Genomic DNA, 17,874 nt, shown 5'->3' with positions numbered 1-17,874 from the left:
AGGCATTCGAGGGGGATGGATTGGCGCGTCACGAGGGGAACTTTCGCAGTGGTGCGGAGGAACCGCTCAGCGTTGACGAGCTGTTCGCCCTTCTCGCCAAGTTCGAGAAGGACGACGGCCTGTCCCGCGAAGATGCGATCGCCTGTGCCCTGTCGGCAAGTGAAGGCTGGCAGGAAGCGGTCAAGCGTCTTGGAGGTGCGTTCGCGTCAGATGCCTCAGGGTTAAGGGAGCGTAAGGGCGAACTACCGGAGGATTAACCAGCGCGCTTCAGAATGTTTTTAAGCGCCAGCGTTAAACAGCAGTGCAGTGTCAATGATTAAGCAGGTGTGACGGAATGCTCGAGAACCAGAAGATTCGTCCGGCCCAGGTCATCGGACCGCTCGGCGAGCCGCTGACGCTCGATTCGCTGCCGCCTCCGAGCACGACGCGTTGGGTCGTCCGCCGCAAGGCCGAGGTCGTCGCCGCCGTTGCCGGTGGGCTGCTCAGCATTGACGAAGCGTGCAAGCGCTACACGCTGAGCCTCGAGGAATTCACGAGCTGGCAGCGCGCGGTGGACCGTAGCGGCATGCCCGGCCTGCGCGTCACCCGGATCAAGCAATACCGCGATCAGTACGAGCGCCAACAGCGCTACTGAGGCCTCGCTTTTAGTCGTTACTGGCGGGAATCTATCCAGCTTTCCCGCCAGCTTCGGCTCCTCTCGTTAACCAATTTTCTTGCCAGACCCTTCCGAATCCGGAACAACTGCGGCGCATCGCGCGTCTGTGGTGCCGGAACGATCGCCCTAAGCCAGGGCGATCACGAGAACAGGAGGGATTAGGCTCATGGGTATCATCGTCTGGCTCGTCGTCGGTGGCATTTGCGGTTGGCTCGCCAGCCTCATCATGCGGACTGACGCCCAACAGGGTGTCATCCTAAACATCGTCGTCGGCATCATTGGTGCGGTCATTGCCGGTCTGCTGTTCGGCGTGAATATGAATGCCGGCATCACGATCGAAAGCTTCCTCTACGCGCTCATCGGTGCGGTCATCCTCTTGGCGATCGTAAACCTGATCCGCAGGGGTACGGTCCGCTAACGAACCGACCGGTCTGAATTGAAAGGCCGCGTGGGGATTGCCCGCGCGGCCTTTTTCTTTGCCTTTCCGAGCGCGGCTATTGGAGCTCGAACGTCATCGACAGATTGACCTGCAGCTTCTGCTCGCCAGCGTCGATCTTGGTATCGGCGGCCTCGGCCATCTGTGCCCGCATCACCATGGGCATCGGCGGGGGCGGCGCATATCCACCGCTTTCGCTGACCGAGACGACACGCACCACTCGCAAGCCCATCGACCGCGCATAGAGCTCGGCGCGCGCACGCCCGGCGGCGACCGCCTTGCCGCGCGCCTCGTCGAGCGCGGATTCGGGTTTGTCGACCACCAAGGTGGGTCCGTTTATCTGGTTTGCGCCCTCCTTGACCAGCGCGTCGAGGATCCGGCCGGCCTTGGCAATCTCGCGAAAGCGGACACTCACCTGGTTCGACGCCTGATAACCGGTGATCACCGGCGGCTCGTTGTTCACGTAGCGATAGTCGGGGTTGAGGCTGATATTGCTCGTTTGAATATCGCGATCGGCGACGCCTGCAGCCTTCAGTGCGGCGCGCACGCGCTGCATGCGGCTGGCCGCTTCCTGCATTGCCGCTCCGGCGGTTGCCGACTTAGTGACCACGCCGGCGCTGATGATTGCGACGTCCGGCACGCGCATGACTTCGCCGGTTGCGCTGATATCCAGCCGCGTACCCGCAATGGTCTGGTTAATGGTGCTCTGTGCGCCGGCAGGGGCCGGCAGGGCGGCCGTGCCGAACATCAGCGCGGCGATCAGGATGCGTTTCATTTCTCGTTCCCCTGGTCAGTCGTAACCATGGCGCAACGGTTGCCCGCACGCCATGGCTGTTTCATGAACGGGAACGCTATAGCCGGCGCCGGCCGGCAACCAACCGATAGATGCCAAGGAGGATGAATGCGCCGATGATCGCGGCGACGAAGCCTGCGCCTTCACCGGTATTGTACCAGCCGATCGCATGGCCCAACCAACCGGCAACCAGCGCGCCGGCAATGCCGAGAAGAACGGTGATGATGCATCCGCCCGGGTCCTTGCCGGGCATCAGAAGCTTGGCGATGGCACCGGCGATTCCGCCGATCACGATCCAGCCGATGATCCCATACTGCTCCATTGGGCTGCTCCCCTATTCTACTGTCGTTCATGCGACGATTGATTTAACAGCCGGCAACGCTCGCTCGCAATACAAGTGCCACCGTTAGTCGAAAAGCAGTAGCTTCGGTTAACTTCGTAGCGCCCTGTTGCGCGAGGTGCTCTATTCACGTAATACAGTGGTTGGCGCTAACAGACTCGCAAAGACGGCAGGGGAATGATGAACCGGGAAACTTCGATCCGCACCTCGGACACGCTGATTGTGACCGATAGTGCACGCCGTCGGCGCTGGATCATCATCGGCGCGGTCGCCATCGCGATGCTCGTCATTATCGCCGCAGCCATGCTGATGGGCAAAGGAGCCACGAAGCCTGATGACGCAGCGGCTGGCGACGCCAAGGGCGCGGGCCAAGTTCCAAGCGTCACGGTGGTCGTTCCCGGTCGCAGCTCCGTCGCTCGCATCATCACCGCCAGCGGACCGCTCGCGGCGAAGCGCGATCAGCCGGTCGGCATCGCCGGCCAGGGTGGCCGTGTCGTCCGCGTTCTCGTCGATGCCGGCAGCTGGGTTCGTGCCGGGCAGACGCTGGCAGTCGTCGATCGCTCGGTTCAGGCGCAACAGGCGGCACAGCTTGCGGCGCAGGTCGATGCGGCGCGCGCCAACGCTGCGCTGGCCCAGTCGAACTATGAGCGCGCCGTCGCCCTTCAGGGCCGCGGCTTCGTTTCCAAGGCAGAAATCGATTCTAAGAAAGCGACGCGCGACGCCGCTTACGCCCAGGTTCGCGTGGCGCAGGCGACGCTCGCCGCGACCCGTGCGCAGATCGGCCAGCTCAACGTCATCGCACCGGCGTCGGGCCTGATCCTCTCGCGCGCGGTCGAGGTCGGCCAGATCGTCAGCCCCGGCTCCGGCGCGCTGTTCCACCTTGCAGAAGGTGGGCAGATGGAAATGCAGGCGCAGCTGTCGCAGCAGGACCTGGCGCTCATCCACACCGGCATGGCAGCGAGCGTAACGCCTGTTGGCGCGCCGACCACGATCACCGGCAGCGTCTGGCAGGTTGCGCCGACGATCGATCCGCAATCGCGGCTCGGCGCCGTCCGTATCGCCATCCCTTATACGCCCGCGGTCAAACCCGGCGGCTTTGCCGAAGCTCGCATCACGGCCGGCGAAACCTCCGCGCCGATGCTGCCGCAGAGTGCCGTGCTCAGCGATGCCAACGGCAATTACGTCTACATCGTCAATGGCCGGAACGAAGTCGAGCGGCGGGGCATCACGATCGGGACCGTGAATGAGAGTGGCGTCACGATCGCGACCGGCCTGTCAGGCAACGAGCCGGTGGTGCTCTCGGCGGGGCCGTTCCTCAACCCGGGGCAGAAGGTCAATCCGCACCGCGAAGCAGCGCGCTAAGCGTCAGCGAAAGCAGTTAAGACATGAACTTCCGCAACATTTCGTCCTGGTGCATCCGCAACCCGGTCTTCCCCATCGTCCTCTTCGTGGGGCTGATGCTAGCCGGCCTGGTGTCGTTCTCCCGCATGCAGGTGAACAACAACCCGGACATCGACTTCCCGGCCGCGATCGTGTCGGTCACGCAGCCGGGCGCAGCGCCGAACGAGCTTGAAACGCAGGTCACGCAGCGCGTCGAATCCGCGATCCGCGGCGTCAACGGCGTCGAGGAAATGAGCAGCACGGTGAGCGAGGGCAACAGCACGACGTTCGTGCAGTTCCAGCTCGGCACGCCCACCGACCGCGCAGTGAACGACGTTCGCAACGTGATCGCGCAAATCCGCGGCAGCCTGCCGGAAGGCATCCTCGAGCCGCAGGTGACGCGGGTCGACGTCAATGACGAGCCGATCTCCTACATCGGCGCCCAGACCAACGACATGACGCTCGAGCAGCTGAGCTGGTACATCGACAATACGGTCGCCAAGCGCCTGCTCGGATTGCCCGGAATCGCGGCGGTCCAGCGAATTGGCGGCGTCGACCGCACCATCCGCGTCATCCTCGACCCCGCCGCACTGCAATCGCAGGGCATCACCGCGGCGCAGGTCAATCAGCAGCTTCGTGCGAGCAACATGAACGGCGCCGGCGGCCGGGCCGAAATCGCCGGGTCCGAGCAGTCGGTCCGCGTGCTCGGCAATGCGACGGACGCCTACCAGCTGTCGCAGACGCAGATTGCCTTGCCCGGCGGACGCTTCGTGCGGCTGGTCGACCTCGGCCAGGTCCAGGACAGCAATTCCGAGCAGCGCTCGATCGCCAAGCAGAACGGCCACCAGGTCGTCACCTTCATGATTCAGCGAGCGAAGGGCGCGTCGGAAGTCACGGCCTATGATTCGCTTCAGAAGGAACTGAAGCTGATCCAGAAGGAGAATCCGAAGATCCAGTTCTCTGAGGTCTTCACCACCGTCGACTATACGAAGGCGCAGTACCGCTCGGCGATGGAAGGCCTGATCGAAGGCGCAATCCTCGCCGTTCTCGTCGTGCTTCTGTTCCTTCGCGACATCCGAGCGACGGCCATCTCGGCACTCGCCATTCCCCTTTCGGCGATCCCCGCCTTTTTCTTCATGAGCATGCTGGGGATCACCCTGAACTTCATGTCGACGATGGCGATGGGCCTTGTCGCCGGCGTGCTGGTCGACGACGCGATCGTGGAGATCGAGAACATCGTCCGCCACATGCGCATGGGCAAATCGGGCTACCAGGCGTCGCTCGACGCGGCAGACGAGATCGGCCTCGCAGTGCTTGCAACGACGATGGCCATCGTCGCCGTCTTCTTCCCGGTCGCGCTCATGCCCGGCATCGCCGGCCAGTATTTCAAGGCGTTCGGCTTCACCGTCGTGTTGTCAGTCCTGATGAGCTTGCTCGTCGCCCGCATGATCACGCCGCTGATCGCCGCGTACTTCCTGCGTTCGCACGGTGCGCAGCCGCACGCCGCGTGGAAGTGGATGGACATCTACCTCAAGGTCCTGAACTGGAGCCTCGACACGTCGAAGGCTAATGCTCTCCTCGCGCGGATACCTAAGTCCGAGAAGAGCATCGGCTACTACCTGCTCGGCGGCTTTCTCCTCCTGCCCGTCCTGGCCGTCTTCGTCGGCGGCATCGGCGCCGTGGTGATGGGCTTGGGCAAAGTCGGGCTTCCCACGGCTTACGCCTTCCCGCTGGCCTTCCTCGTCGGCGCGGCGCTCGCCTATGGTGCGGCCAAGCTGGTCGCGATCCTCGTCCAGTTGGTCGGCCGCTCTGGCTTCGCAGAATGGCATGGAATCATGGCCAGCCGCTGGGCCGCGCGTATGCACGATCATCGCATGGCCATGGTCGGCGCCGGCGTCCTGACGCTGCTTCTCAGCTTCACGCTGTTCGGCACGTTGTCGATGTCATTCTTCCCGCCGCAAAACAGCGACTTCTCGCGCGCCAACATTACCATGCCGCCCGGCACGACGCTTAAGGAAACCGAAGCTGTCGTCGACCGCGTCGCGAACAGGATCGCACAGGATCCGAGCGTCGAGCGCGTTTTCGAGCGCATCAACGTCGGCGAAGGCCACGTGAACATCGTGCTCAAGAAGGACCGCAAGGTGAAGAGCACGGACTTCGAGCGGAATCTCTCGCCGGTATTGGCGGCGATGCCCGATGCCCGTGTCAGCTTCCAGAGCCAACAGGGCGGTGGCCCCGACGGAGACTCGCGCGACATCATGCTCTTTCTCGGCGGAGAAGACCCGGCCCAGCTAAACGCCGTTGCGAACCAGATCGCCAAGGAAATGGCCACGGTCAAAGGCCTTCGCGCACCGCGTGTCGGAAGTAACCTCGCGCAGCCGGAAATCACGATCACGCCCCGCTTCGACCTTGCGGCCGACCTCGGCGTGACGACCGCCGCGCTGAGCCAGACGATCCGCATCGCGACGCTTGGCGAAATCGAGCAAAACAGCGCCAAGTTCTCGCTGTCCGACCGTCAGGTGCCGATCCAGGTTTCGCTGTCGGAAAGCTCGCGGCGCGACCTCTCGACGCTTGAGAATCTGCCGGTGCCGACGTCGAACGGCTCCTCGGTTCCGCTTAAGTCCGTCGCGAAAATCGGCTTCGGGTCAGGCCCGACGACGATCCAGCGTTCGAACCAGCTCCGCAGGCTCGCGATCGGCGCAGATCTGGCACCGGGCGTCGTCGAAGGCGACGTCTGGGCGAAGGTCAATGAGCTTCCGACCGTGAAGAACCTGCCGCAGGGTGTGCAGAAGATGAACCTCGGCAACCAGAAGTGGCAGTCGGAACTGCTGTTCAACTTCGCCGTCGCGCTCATCGCCGGCGTGCTGCTCGTGTTCGCGGTGCTGGTACTGCTCTATCGCCGGTTCCTGGCGCCGTTCGTCAACATGGGGTCGTTGCTCCTGGCGCCCCTTGGAGCGGCGGTTGCGCTGCACATCGCCAACCAGCCTGTGTCGCTGTTCGTCCTCATCGGTGTGCTCATGCTGTTCGGTATCGTCGCGAAGAACTCGATCCTGCTTGTCGACTTCGCGGTCGAGATGATGAACCATGGCATGCCCAAGGACAAAGCCATTTGGGAAGCCGGCCACAAGCGCGCCCAGCCGATCGTCATGACCACCGTCGCGATGGTCGCCGGCATGCTGCCGACCGCGATCTCGATCAGCGGCGACAACAGCTGGCGTGCGCCGATGGGCATCACCGTTATCGGCGGCCTCATCTTCTCGACGCTGCTGACGCTGCTCCTCGTCCCGTCTTACTTTTCGATCGCGATCTCGATCGAAACGAGGATCGGCAAGCTGTTCCATCGCTTCGTGGGCGCCGACGCGCATCAGGCTGGACATCCCGTTCCTGCCGAATGATGAACCTCGGGCCCGGCTCAGCTATTGAGCCGGCATGAGAGCGATGACCAACAGTAGTTTATCCCGGTTCAACCCTGCGCAGCCCGGCGCGCAGGGGATGAAGGTTGTCGCGACTGGCCTGCTCGTCGTCATGGCTGTCGTTTTCGGGGTAACGCGCTATTTCGAGCCGCAATATCCGTGGCTCGCTTATGTGAAGTCGTTTGCCGAAGCAGCGATGGTCGGCGGCCTTGCCGACTGGTTCGCCGTCACCGCGCTGTTCCGCCACCCGCTCGGCCTGCCGATCCCGCACACCGCGATCATTCCGCGCAACAAGGACCGCATCGGCGAGGCGCTCGCCCGCTTTCTCCAGGAAAACTTCCTGATCCCGACGGTCGTCGCGCGCCGCATGCGCAACATCGACGTCGCTGGAGCGGTCGGCACCTTCCTCCAGACGCCCAACCAGGACGAGCAGTCGCGCATACGCTCCGGCGCTTCACGCCTTATCGCCGACATGTTCGAAAGCCTCGACGACGAGCGGCTGGGCGGCATCGTCAAAGGCGCCATCGCCTCGCGGCTGCGCCGTACCGAAATCTCGCCGCTGCTCGGCCACGCGCTTGCGAGCGCCATCAACGAAGACCGTCACGTACCGATGCTCGAAGCCGGCATCCGCTGGACCGCGCGCGCGCTCGACGCCAACGAACCGCTGATCCGCGAGATGGTTCACAAGAAGGCGAACTGGGTACTGAAGCTCGCCGGTCTCGACGAGAAATTGGCCGACGCGATCATCGACGGCCTGCGCAAGCTGACGGTCGAAATGTCCACCGATCCTGCGCACCCCGTCCGCATCAAGGTTGAGGAAGCACTGGCCCAACTCGCCAACGACCTTCAGACCAAGCTTGAAACTCGTGAGAGGGTCGAGAACATCAAGGAGCAGTTGCTCGACAACAAGTCGGTAAGCCTGTGGCTCGACACCCTCTGGCAGAAGGGTCGCGAGGCAATCATCAAGGCGGCGCGCAACCCCGACGCAGTGATGGCCGGCAAGCTCGGCGAGATCCTAAAATCGATGGGCGCGACGCTCGAGACCGACCCCCGCATCCGCAAGGCGATCAACCAGTTTACCCGCCGCGCCGTCGTCGGCCTGTCCGCCAGCTACGGCAGCTCGATCGTCAAGCTGGTTTCGGAAACGGTGCGGAGCTGGGACGCGCAGACCGTCACCAACCGCCTCGAAGCCGCTGTCGGCCGCGACCTCCAGTACATCCGCATTAACGGAACGATCGTCGGCGGGCTGGTCGGCCTTGTCCTCCACCTATTGGACACGCTATGAGCGACCCGGAACTCGACACGCTTGCCGACAGCGCGCGCAACCGCGGGCTCAAACTCGTCCGCTCCCGCGTCCGAACCCCCGGCAAGGGCCGCTTCGGCAAGGTCGGCCTTTCCGATCCCACAGGCAAAGCCGTCTTCGGCATGGACGACAAGGGACCGACCGCGAAACCAGAGGACGTCGAAAGCTATCTCCGCAATCTCGGGGCGAAGGACTGGGGCGCGTCACTCGACGTCGCCGTGCTGCCCCGCAAGCCCAAGGGGAAGCCGAAGCGCGAGCCTGCGAACGACAGCGAGCCGCCGCCAGCGCCGAAGAAGCCGCCCAAGCCAAAGCCCGCACCGAAACCCACGCTGCGTGATGCCAAGCCGTCAGATGCCCCGCGCCTCGCCGAACTGATTCACTTCCTCGGCCACGAAGTCGACGAAAAGGCGGTTCGAAAGAACCTCACGCGGCTGAAGAAGCTCGGCGAAACGCCCATCGTTGCCGTCGAAGGCAAGCAGGTCATCGGCCTCATCGGCGTGCACGCCATGACAACCGTTCACCGCCCTGCCCCCGTCGGCCGCATCCCCGTCCTCGTCGTCGCCGAAGAAGCGCATCGCCGCGGCCTCGGCCGAATGCTCGTCGAAGCCGCCGAGCAATGGTGCCGCAAGCAAGGCTGCCAGATTGTCGAGGTAACCAGCAACGACCGCCGCGGCGAAGCCCATGCCTTCTACCGCCACATGGGCTACGAACGCACCAGCATTCGCTTCATGAAGAAGCTCTAATCGCGCTCACGCGATGCCAAGCCAATCGAGTTCGCCAGGCAACTCATCGCAGGCGAAATCTATCTGTAGCACCCGGCGTGACGCATTCTTCCTTGAGCGTTCCGAGGCGTGAAGGATCGTCGTCTGGTAGAGCCAGACATCGCCAGGCCTTGCCGAGCAGGCTGCGATCCTGCTGCCTTCAACTATCGATGAAATAGAATCCTCTGCAACACGCCCCGCTCGATGCGACCCGACGGCAACCAGCAGCGGCGCATTTTCCTCGTCCACCGGATCTAGGTGAATGCGCGCAGTGACCATTCGCTCGAGCAGTTTAAAGGGTGGTTCGACGTGTAGAATGCCAGCCTTCACCGTCCACCGGTCAAAGCCATCCGCCTGATGGCGTTGGCGAACTGCAATCGTTCGATCCTGATGCCATGCCAGCGCCCAGTTAGCTTCCGGTGTCTTGTCGAACAGAATGGCGCGAACAGGGCGCGCGGCGGGGCCGAGCCTGGATCGGACGAGTTGGCCGAGAGGGCTGAGGCTGAGGATCGCCTCCAACCGTGGACTGCCGTGAATCCACATACCAGCCGAGGACGGCATCGGTAAAATTCTTTCGAGCGCTTCCAATTCACCGGTGGGAAGCAGGCCCGCCGCGAGCGCGAGGCCGTCGCGAGCTAGGTCGAAGGCTGCCTCAGCTTGGTTCAGCCCTGGCTCCGCCGTTCGATGGTCGCTCCGACGGCTGAGAGTTTCTCTTCCAGCCGTTCGTAGCCGCGATCGAGGTGGTAGACGCGCAGGACTTCGGTTTCGCCTTCTGCCGCCAGACCGGCGAGCACCAGGCTCATCGAGGCGCGCAGGTCGGTCGCCATGACGGCGGCGCCGGTCAATCCCTCGACTCCGCGAACGATCGCCGAGCGACCGTGCACTTCGATATTCGCGCCCATGCGGCGGAGTTCGGGGACGTGCATGTAGCGGTTCTCGAAGATTGTCTCTTCGAGGAAGCTGTCGCCGTCGGCGAGGCACAGCATCGCCATGAACTGCGCCTGCATGTCGGTCGCAAATCCCGGGAACGGCGAAGTTGAAAGCGCCAACGGCCTCATCTTGCCGTTCGCGCTGACCTTGATCCCGCGATTGTGGAATTCGATCACGAGTCCGCATTGCGCGAGCGCGTTGAGCGTTGCCCGCATGTCGTCGGGCCGCGCGCCGATGAGGTCGAGCGATCCGCCCGTAATCCCCGCCGCGCAGGCATAACTGCCCGCCTCGATGCGGTCGGGCATCACTTCATATTCGCAGCCGTGAAGCGCCTCGACGCCGTCGATAATCAGGTGTCCGGACCCGATGCCCTTGATCTTCGCGCCCATCGCCACGAGTAGATTGCAGAGGTCAACGATCTCCGGCTCACGCGCGGCGTTGAACAGTTGCGTCTTCCCCTTCGCCAGCACCGCCGCCATCAGCGCATTCTCGGTCGCGCCGACCGACACCACCGGGAAGCTGAAGTCGCCGCCCGCCAGCCGACCCTTGGGCGCGCTAGCTTTTACATATCCGGCGGCAAGCTCGATCTCCGCGCCCATCGCTTCGAGCGCCTTGAGGTGAAGGTCGATCGGACGGTCGCCGATTGCGCAGCCGCCCGGAAGCGACACGGTCGATTCGCCCATGCGCGCAAGCATCGGGCCGAGCACCAGGATCGACGCTCGCATCTTCCGGACCATGTCGTAGGGCGCAACCGTGGAGACGATGTCGTCGGCCTGAAGCGTCATGCGCCGTCCCACCTGCCCCTTCTTCACCCCCGCGACGGAGGTGGAGACGCCAAGCTGGTTGAGCAGATGGCTGAACGTGTCGACGTCCGCGAGCCGCGGCAGGTTGCTGAGCGTCAGCTTCTCGGCCGTGAGAAGGGCGCAGGGCATGAGCGTTAGTGCGGCATTCTTGGCGCCGCTGATCGGGATCTCGCCCTCGAGCCTCGCCCCGCCCTTGATCCAGATACTGTCCACCGCCGCGCTTTAGCGCGTGACGGCGGTGTTACAAGAAGGCGGCGGTCAGGCCTTTTCGAGCGTGCACTGAAGCGGGTGCTGGTTCTCGCGCGCGAAGTCGATCACCTGGGTAACCTTGGTTTCCGCCACCTCGTAGGTGAACACGCCGCAGACGGCGACGCCCTGCTGGTGGACCTGGAGCATCACCCGCGTCGCATCCTCGATGCTCATCGAGAAGAATTGCTGAAGCACCAGCACGACGAACTCCATCGGCGTGTAGTCGTCGTTGAGCATCAGCACTTTGTAGTTGGACGGCTTCTTGGTCTTCGGGCGCGTGCGCGTTGCGACGCCGGTCTCGATATCGTCGATCCCGTCGTCATCCGGCCCGGAAGCCATCATCACCCGATTACGCATCACGTCGTAAAAACCCATCATCCTTAGAATATGGCAAGCAGCCGAGATGGAGCAAGGCAGCTAGCACAGTCGGGCGACAAAAAAAGGCGGCCGCTCCAACTGGGAGCGACCGCCGAACCGTTGCCTAGACTTTAGGAGGGGAGAGGGTCAGGCAACGAGAGTGTTGAAGCGCTCGGCATTGGCCGTGGCGCGATTCGAAAGCGGCTGGAACGCTTCACCGGCAAGCTTCACCATCGACTCGGTGAGCTTCGACGTCTCGGCGACCATGCGGTCGAACGAAGCGCGGGCGAAGTCGCCCTGAAGCTGCAGATACTCGGTCGGCGACTTGGCTTCGGCGAGCGAACGGATCGCGTCGGCGGCCTGCTCGACACCGTCACGGCTGGTGGCGACGACGTCCTGACCGATCGAGCGGGCACCCTCGCTGGCGAGGCGGCCGGCTTCGACTACCGCTTCGACGTTCGCGCGCGCGAGGTCGGCAAACTGCTCAGCGACCTTCTGGCCACGCTTCACGAAATCCTGGCTGCGCTCGTTGGCGTCAGCGAACATCGTCTGGAACGGCGCGAACGCCGGAACGGCGTCAAAGCCGTTGAAGAAATTGTTGGTCACGGTCTCAATCCTTTTCTGGGCCGTACGGGCAGCCTTCGGGGCAGCCTTGCGCGCGGCGGCACGGGTCTTGCGGCTGGTGCCGCGGGTCGAACGGCGCACCGTCTTGCGGGCGGCCTTCTCGGAAACTTCTTCGCGCTTGGCGCGACGAGTGGTCGCGGCGCGGGTACGACGAGCGGTCTTCTTGCTCTCGGCAACGACCTTCTCGGCCGTGTCCGCAATCGCCTTCGCGACCTCGGCAGGAGCTTCGGCAGCGGCCGCAGCCTGAACCTTGGTTTCTTCAGCCATTGTAAGCATTCCTCGCTTTTGAATTCTCTGATGTTGCAGTGCACAATAATGATTGCGCCGCACCATTTCAACCATAATTCTTGTGCGGTGCGGCAATTCGTCGCAAGATTGGTGCGCTTGACGGCCCGGCATTGGCCGAAGCAAGAGCGGCCATGGACCAACCTACCCGTCATCGCCGCGGCCTCCTGATCGTCCTTTCCTCTCCTTCGGGTGCCGGCAAATCCACTATCGCCCGCATGTTGCTGGACGCGGACGACGATGTGACGATGTCGATTTCCGCGACGACGCGCCCCCGGCGACCGGGTGAGGACGACGACGTCGACTATCATTTCGTCGACGACGACGGCTTCGACGCGATGATCAACGACAATGAATTCGTCGAGTGGGCCCCCGTTTTCGGCTACCGCTACGGCACGCCCAAGGCGCCGGTGAAGCAGGCGCTCCGCCAAGGCCGCGACATCCTGTTCGACATCGACTGGCAGGGAACCCAGCAGCTTCAGGCCGCCATGGGCGAGGACCTCGTTTCGATCTTCATCCTCCCCCCTTCGATGGATGAGCTCGAGCGGCGCCTGCGCAGCAGAGGGACCGACAGCGACGAGGTTATTTCCGACCGCATGTCACGCGCTGCCGCCGAGATCAGTCACTGGCCGGAGTATGAGTATGTTCTGGTCAACCGCGACATGGATCAGTGCCTCGATCAGGTCCGCGCCATTGTCGCGGCCGAGCGCCTGAAGCGTACCCGGCAGATCGGGCTGGTGACTTTCGTCCGGGACCTCATCGGCCCCGCGCACTAAGCGTCGAGCAGTTCGAGGAATGTTGCAGCCGCGAAGAATTCGCGGCGCCGGTTCTCCAGCGCGGCCTCGGCCTCCGCGTCCGATCCCCATTGTTCGAGCTGCCAAGTTTCATCCAGGCTGACCGCCGCCCACGCCTGCTCGGGCATCATCGCCTTTTCGAGGACCGCGAGCGCCGCGACCAAAGATCCGCCGATCGTCACCAAGGGCGCAAGCCCGGCCAGGTGAAACGGATCGAGCGTCGACACCGCATGCGACAGCCGTTCGAAGGTGGCTTCCGGCTGGCCGACGTGCATGATCCCAGAGGTCGTCGTGAAGTCGACGTCGTAGCGCCGCCGCGCCCAGGCAAGCAGCGGGTCCCAGTCCTGCTCCTGCCGCATAACAAGCGCGCGTGGTCCCTCCGCTCGGTAGCAGGCAAGGTCGGCCGCGGCGTAGCGCGCCAATCCCTCGGCAAAGGCCTGCCTGCCTGCGGAAACCCGGTCGATCGCCGCATTGGCGAGCCCGGTCAGCGGCATCGCGCGAGGGTCGATATCCTCCGCAACCGATCGCCATTCCTCGCCAATCGCATTTGCCAGCGCCTCGCTCGGCACCAGCAAGGGCGCGCGTGCCGGCGTCTTCACCGGCCGTCCGTCAAGTTGAATGCCCCAGCCGTCATCCTCCCGGATGACCAGCACTTCCTTCCAGAAGCGCTTCATTGCGCGTTGCGGTCCTTCTCGTCCCAGGCGCGCTTCAGTAGTCGCGGTGCAAAGAAGGAGTCGATCACGCCGAGTATCGCGACGATGGCGCCAACCTGCGGCCAGCCGCCGGGGCGCAGCAGATCGGTGTAGATGATGGCCATGCCGAGGAAGAATATCGCCAGGCCGATGAAGCGGACCAGCATGTAGAGAAGCAGCCGGCGCTTCGCGACATCTTCATCCATGAACATGGCTCCTGACGAGATCGAGCACGTCGAGCGGCTGCTCTGCAACCGCCACCGCGCCGGCTTCGATCAATTCCTCAGCCTCATGATAGCCCCAGCCGGCCCCGATGGGCGCCGCGCCCGCCGCCGCCGCCATGGCCATGTCGAAGCTGGTATCGCCGACGACGATGCTGGTCTCCGGCGAAGCACCGGCGTCGGCGATCGCCTGCTGAACCATCGACGGATGCGGCTTCGACGGATGCCGGTCGGCCGTCTGCAACGATACGAAGCGCGCGTGGATATTGTGGCTGTCGAGGCAATGCTTGAGTCCGCGGTCGGACTTGCCCGTCGCCACCGCGAGCAGCCATCCATCATGCTCCAACCGGTCGAGCAGCTCGATCACGCCGTCGAAAAGCGGCTCCTCCACCCGTCCTGCGGCGCGCAGGTCCATGAAAGCGTGCTTGTAATCCTCGGCGAGGTCGATGTGCCGGTCGGCGTCCAAGGCCGGAAGCAAGGTCGCGATCGCCTCGACGAGGCTAAGCCCGATGATCCGCCGGCATTGCTCCGGCGGCGGCACTTCCAACCCGTTGCGCTCGAGGCTGACCTTCAGCGCCGCGAAGATCGTCGCGCCGCTGTCTACCAAGGTCCCGTCGCAATCGAAGATCGCCAGTCGGTTCACCGGCGCTTGGCCTTCGGCTGCGCCCCCCGCGAGCGCCGCTCGCCTCGGCGTTTGTCACTCGGCACCCGCTTGGCCTTGAAGCCCGGTTGCGGACGCGGCGGCGGCACGCGGTCGCCCGCGGCCTCCACGAAACCCAGGGTCGAAAGGCTTTCGGCGAAATGCACCGGCAGCGGCGCGGTCACGTCGATTTTGCCGCCCTCGGGCGCATCGATACGGATGCGGCGGGCGTGCAGGTGCATCTTCCGGCTGATTCCGCCGGTAAGGAACGCCTCAGGCCCGCCATATTTCGCATCGCCGACGATCGGATGGCCGATCGCCGCCATGTGCGCGCGCAGCTGATGTGTACGGCCGGTCAGCGGCTGCAGCTCGACCCAGGCCGCGCGATTGCCGGCATGATCGATGATACGGAAACGCGTCTTCGCCGGAAGCCCATGCTCCTCGTCGATATGCATCTTTTCACCGCCCGTTCCCGGCTGCTTGGCGAGCGGCGCATCGATCGTGCCTTCGTCGGAATCGGGCTTGCCGACGACTAGCGCCCAATAGACCTTCTTCGCAGTCCGCCCCGAAAAGGCCTTCGCGAAGTGCCCGGCCGAGCGCGCCGTGCGCGCCACCAGCAGCGCCCCCGACGTATCCTTGTCGAGCCGGTGCACCAACTTGGGCCGCCCACGATCGTCGCCGAGCCCGTCGAGCAGGCGGTCGAGATGCTGCGTCGTCTTGGTCCCGCCCTGCGTCGCCAGCCCCGGCGGCTTGTTGAGCACGAAGGCGTGAGGGTCCTCATGGATCACCATTTCGCGGACGTAGCGGACTTCGTCCTCGGTGAGGTCGACACGTTTGCGGACGGGCTTGCCAGTGCGGGCGGGCGTCGTCTCGGCCGGAGGAACGCGGATTTCCTGCCCAGCCTCAATCCGGTCGCCGGGGACAGCCTTGTTCCCGTTGACCCGCAGCTGCCCCGTCCGCGACCAGCGCGAGACGAGGTTGAAGCTGACGTCCGGCATGTGCCGCTTAAACCAGCGGTCCAAACGGATTCCGTCGTCGTCGTCGGTAACGATGTAAGTGCGTGCCTCGGCCATGGGGCGCGCTTCCTAGCGAATGCTAGGCGTCTCGTCCCGCCCAATGTGCAAAGGCCTGTTGCTGCAGCTTGCGGATCAGCCGTGCTGCCTTGGGCCCTTCCCACTGGCCGGTATAGCCATGCTTCTTCGCGCCACCGATCCACCAGCCTTGCCCCGGCAAGCGGTCCGACTGCCGCACGACTAGCACAGCCAGCTCAGGCTCGCCGCGCTTCTCCGCCTCGTCGTCGACAAAGGCGAGCACCTTGCACAACGCCCGCATCTTCGGCCGCGTGAAATGGTGGCCAAGCAATGCCAGCGTCTCTGAATATGTGATCGATTCGCCCGCTTGGGCCGACGAGATCAGGATTGCACGCACCTCCGCAGGGTCGGCCAGCAACCCTGCCGTGTCGTCATTCATCCCTGCGGTTGCTGCGCGACCGGCGTCAGTTCAAACACGTCGAGCTTCGACGTGCTCTGCGGCCACGGAATGACCAACCGCCATTTGAACGGCGCGATCCGTTCCAGCACGCCGGCCATGTCGCGCTTGGGGTCGTCGCCATAAGCGACAGGCATCTGCTCGTCGCCAAGCGCCAGGCTGCCAAGGAAAATCAGCCTCTCCGAACTGTCGTCTTCCCATAAACGCCCGGCCGGACGCTGGCTGCCCGTCTGCTTGACGATCGTCAGCAAGTCGCCCTCGACCTCGACGTAGCAGAAGAAGGGTTTGAAGCTTTCGTATGCCCGCGTCTTCGGCACCGCCTGGCCCAGCTTGATCAGCCGGCAATTATAGCTTCCCGGCGTCGGCGCCGGTCGCGGCAACGCCGCCTGCGGCTTCAGCAAAGCCCCTTCCTTGCGGATCTCGCCCGTGAAGCTCTTTCCCGCTTCGGTGAGTGCCTGCTGCCACGCCGAATCGAGCCGCGCGATGCGATTCTGATCGGCTGCGGTTGCCAGTTTCTTCCAGGCTTCGGACTTGGCCGGCGGTTCCACCGTGACCACCGGACGAACGCCGGGCGGGCGCGTCGGCTTGGTTTCACAGCCCGACGCAAGCAGGGCAACAGCGATCAGCGTTCCAAGTCGGACGCGAGTACGAACATTGGTGTCGATCGCCGGCAAGCCTCTTGCTCCCTCGCTGGAATCCAAAACATGCCGATCACCAACTATCAACTAACGATTGGTTAACCGTGCGCTTTAACTACGCCCTCACGCCCTCTAATCGCGGCGGAATGAACGCACGCAAACATGAGGGACATCTACCGCGCAAGGGCCTGTTGTACGGGGTCGGTGCCTACGGCCTGTGGGGCGTCCTTCCCATTTACTTCAAGGCGCTCGCGGGCGTCCCGGCATTCGACATCGTGGCTCATCGCGTCCTCTGGTCGCTGCCGTTCCTGACCCTTCTCATCCTCGCTTCCAGAAGCTTCGCCAAGGTGCGCGCGGCGATTACCCAGCCCAGAACGCTCGGTATCCTGGCGCTTACGGCGCTGCTCATCGGCGTCAATTGGCTACTTTATGTCTACGCCGTGACTAGCGGCCACATCCTAGCCGCCAGCTTCGGCTATTATCTCAACCCGCTCGCCAACGTCCTGCTCGGGCGCTTCGTGCTGCACGAGCGTTTGAACCGCTTGCAATGGGGCGCCGTGGTGCTCGCCGCCGCGGGCATCTGCGTCCTCGCCGCTGGTGCGCTCGGCCAGTTGTGGATCAGCCTCAGCCTGTGCGCCAGTTTCGCGCTCTATGGCCTCCTCCGCAAAGTCGTCGCGGCCGACGCGCTTACGGGCCTCGGCATCGAAACCGCGATCCTGTTCCCGCTCGCGATCGGCTGGCTCGCCTGGCGATCCAGCGGCGGCGCGAGTGTCATCGGGACCACGACCGTCGACACGACCCTGCTGGTCCTGTCCGGGATCGTTTCAACCACGCCGCTGATTCTGTTCACCGTCGCCGCGCGAAGGCTCGCTTATTCGACGCTTGGCATGCTGCAGTTCATCGCGCCGACGCTACAGTTCCTGATCGCCGTCCTGCTCTACGGGGAGAAGGTCGCGCTTGCCCACGCCGTCGCCTTCCCGGCGATCTGGGTCGGGCTGGCCCTCTACACGATCGCGCTGCTGCGCACGCCGCCTGCACAAGAGGAACTGCCGCAGGCGCCCGAATGATGATA

Annotated in this window: 21 protein-coding genes; 9 read left to right on the top strand and 12 right to left on the bottom strand. The window is 64.0% G+C overall.

What is annotated here, in order from left to right:
• The first annotated feature begins 20 nt into the window (after positions 1-20).
• The 3 genes from ABD704_RS12060 to ABD704_RS12050 all read left to right on the top strand — a co-directional run bounded on the left by ABD704_RS12060 (position 21) and on the right by ABD704_RS12050 (position 1,073).
• Entirely contained in the window at positions 21-257 is a 237-nt protein-coding gene (locus tag ABD704_RS12060) for a hypothetical protein (RefSeq protein WP_344699940.1), read from the top strand.
• A gap of 77 nt (positions 258-334) precedes the next feature.
• On the top strand, positions 335-634 hold the full coding sequence (sciP, locus tag ABD704_RS12055; protein WP_344699939.1) for a CtrA inhibitor SciP: 300 nt from the start codon (positions 335-337) through the stop codon (positions 632-634).
• Positions 635-821: 187 nt separating this feature from the next.
• A complete protein-coding gene (locus ABD704_RS12050) occupies positions 822-1,073 on the top strand; it encodes a GlsB/YeaQ/YmgE family stress response membrane protein (RefSeq protein WP_344699938.1) in 252 nt (83 codons plus the stop codon).
• Between the two features lie 76 nt (positions 1,074-1,149).
• Here ABD704_RS12050 and ABD704_RS12045 read toward each other — a convergent pair whose 3' ends face one another.
• Together ABD704_RS12045 and ABD704_RS12040 are read right to left on the bottom strand one after the other, a co-directional pair.
• Positions 1,150-1,866, bottom strand: a complete 717-nt coding sequence (locus ABD704_RS12045) for an SIMPL domain-containing protein (protein ID WP_344699937.1) — start codon at positions 1,864-1,866, stop codon at positions 1,150-1,152.
• 76 nt (positions 1,867-1,942) lie between these two features.
• Entirely contained in the window at positions 1,943-2,206 is a 264-nt protein-coding gene (locus tag ABD704_RS12040) for a GlsB/YeaQ/YmgE family stress response membrane protein (protein WP_344699936.1), read from the bottom strand.
• Positions 2,207-2,404: 198 nt separating this feature from the next.
• Here ABD704_RS12040 and ABD704_RS12035 point away from each other — a divergent pair, with 198 nt between their 5' ends.
• The 4 genes from ABD704_RS12035 to ABD704_RS12020 are packed head-to-tail and all read left to right on the top strand — an operon-like array spanning position 2,405 to position 9,063.
• Complete coding sequence (locus ABD704_RS12035; RefSeq protein WP_344699935.1) at positions 2,405-3,586, top strand: efflux RND transporter periplasmic adaptor subunit; 1,182 nt, start codon at positions 2,405-2,407, stop codon at positions 3,584-3,586.
• Between the two features lie 23 nt (positions 3,587-3,609).
• The gene (locus ABD704_RS12030; RefSeq protein WP_344699934.1) at positions 3,610-6,999 is read left to right on the top strand and encodes an efflux RND transporter permease subunit; all 3,390 of its coding nucleotides are present in this window, start codon (positions 3,610-3,612) and stop codon (positions 6,997-6,999) included.
• A gap of 43 nt (positions 7,000-7,042) precedes the next feature.
• A complete protein-coding gene (locus ABD704_RS12025) occupies positions 7,043-8,302 on the top strand; it encodes a DUF445 domain-containing protein (RefSeq protein WP_344699933.1) in 1,260 nt (419 codons plus the stop codon).
• Positions 8,299-9,063 carry a GNAT family N-acetyltransferase gene (locus ABD704_RS12020; protein ID WP_344699932.1) on the top strand — a complete coding sequence of 255 codons (765 nt, stop codon included), beginning with the start codon at positions 8,299-8,301 and terminating at the stop codon, positions 9,061-9,063. Before ABD704_RS12025 ends, ABD704_RS12020 begins: the two co-directional genes overlap by 4 nt.
• Positions 9,064-9,069: 6 nt before the next feature.
• Here ABD704_RS12020 and ABD704_RS12015 read toward each other — a convergent pair whose 3' ends face one another.
• The 4 genes from ABD704_RS12015 to ABD704_RS12000 all read right to left on the bottom strand — a co-directional run bounded on the left by ABD704_RS12015 (position 9,070) and on the right by ABD704_RS12000 (position 12,311).
• The gene (locus ABD704_RS12015; protein ID WP_344699931.1) at positions 9,070-9,642 is read right to left on the bottom strand and encodes a phytanoyl-CoA dioxygenase family protein; all 573 of its coding nucleotides are present in this window, start codon (positions 9,640-9,642) and stop codon (positions 9,070-9,072) included.
• Positions 9,643-9,743: 101 nt separating this feature from the next.
• A complete protein-coding gene (murA, locus tag ABD704_RS12010; protein ID WP_344699930.1) occupies positions 9,744-11,027 on the bottom strand; it encodes a UDP-N-acetylglucosamine 1-carboxyvinyltransferase in 1,284 nt (427 codons plus the stop codon).
• A gap of 45 nt (positions 11,028-11,072) precedes the next feature.
• Positions 11,073-11,405, bottom strand: coding sequence for an ATP-dependent Clp protease adapter ClpS (clpS, locus tag ABD704_RS12005; RefSeq protein WP_344700543.1), 333 nt, complete (start codon positions 11,403-11,405; stop codon positions 11,073-11,075).
• A gap of 162 nt (positions 11,406-11,567) precedes the next feature.
• A complete protein-coding gene (locus ABD704_RS12000) occupies positions 11,568-12,311 on the bottom strand; it encodes a phasin family protein (RefSeq protein WP_344699929.1) in 744 nt (247 codons plus the stop codon).
• 152 nt (positions 12,312-12,463) lie between these two features.
• Here ABD704_RS12000 and gmk point away from each other — a divergent pair, with 152 nt between their 5' ends.
• Complete coding sequence (gene gmk / locus ABD704_RS11995; RefSeq protein WP_344699928.1) at positions 12,464-13,105, top strand: guanylate kinase; 642 nt, start codon at positions 12,464-12,466, stop codon at positions 13,103-13,105.
• On the opposite strand, the gene ABD704_RS11990 is transcribed toward gmk, so the two are convergent.
• Genes ABD704_RS11990 through ABD704_RS11965 form a run of 6 tightly spaced genes read right to left on the bottom strand, consistent with a single transcriptional unit; the run spans position 13,102 to position 16,838 of the window.
• Positions 13,102-13,797 carry an ATP12 family chaperone protein gene (locus tag ABD704_RS11990; RefSeq protein ID WP_344699927.1) on the bottom strand — a complete coding sequence of 232 codons (696 nt, stop codon included), beginning with the start codon at positions 13,795-13,797 and terminating at the stop codon, positions 13,102-13,104. The genes gmk and ABD704_RS11990 overlap by 4 nt on opposite strands.
• On the bottom strand, positions 13,794-14,021 hold the full coding sequence (locus ABD704_RS11985; protein ID WP_344699926.1) for a hypothetical protein: 228 nt from the start codon (positions 14,019-14,021) through the stop codon (positions 13,794-13,796). The genes ABD704_RS11990 and ABD704_RS11985 overlap by 4 nt, the downstream gene beginning before the upstream one ends.
• Complete coding sequence (locus ABD704_RS11980) at positions 14,014-14,679, bottom strand: HAD-IA family hydrolase (RefSeq protein ID WP_344699924.1); 666 nt, start codon at positions 14,677-14,679, stop codon at positions 14,014-14,016. Before ABD704_RS11980 ends, ABD704_RS11985 begins: the two co-directional genes overlap by 8 nt.
• Positions 14,676-15,749 carry an RluA family pseudouridine synthase gene (locus ABD704_RS11975; protein WP_344699923.1) on the bottom strand — a complete coding sequence of 358 codons (1,074 nt, stop codon included), beginning with the start codon at positions 15,747-15,749 and terminating at the stop codon, positions 14,676-14,678. The genes ABD704_RS11980 and ABD704_RS11975 overlap by 4 nt, the downstream gene beginning before the upstream one ends.
• Positions 15,750-15,771: 22 nt before the next feature.
• A complete protein-coding gene (locus ABD704_RS11970) occupies positions 15,772-16,146 on the bottom strand; it encodes a ribose-phosphate pyrophosphokinase (protein WP_344699922.1) in 375 nt (124 codons plus the stop codon).
• On the bottom strand, positions 16,143-16,838 hold the full coding sequence (locus ABD704_RS11965; protein WP_344699921.1) for a DUF4893 domain-containing protein: 696 nt from the start codon (positions 16,836-16,838) through the stop codon (positions 16,143-16,145). Before ABD704_RS11965 ends, ABD704_RS11970 begins: the two co-directional genes overlap by 4 nt.
• Before the next feature lie 110 nt (positions 16,839-16,948).
• Here ABD704_RS11965 and rarD point away from each other — a divergent pair, with 110 nt between their 5' ends.
• Positions 16,949-17,869, top strand: a complete 921-nt coding sequence (rarD, locus tag ABD704_RS11960; protein WP_344699920.1) for an EamA family transporter RarD — start codon at positions 16,949-16,951, stop codon at positions 17,867-17,869.
• Positions 17,870-17,874: the final 5 nt, after the last annotated feature.

It is taken from the genome of Sphingomonas limnosediminicola (assembly GCF_039537965.1).
GTDB classification, from domain to species: domain Bacteria; phylum Pseudomonadota; class Alphaproteobacteria; order Sphingomonadales; family Sphingomonadaceae; genus Sphingomicrobium; species Sphingomicrobium limnosediminicola.
Note: the sequence above shows the minus strand (reverse complement) of the source record. Positions and strands in the feature narration are given on the sequence as shown.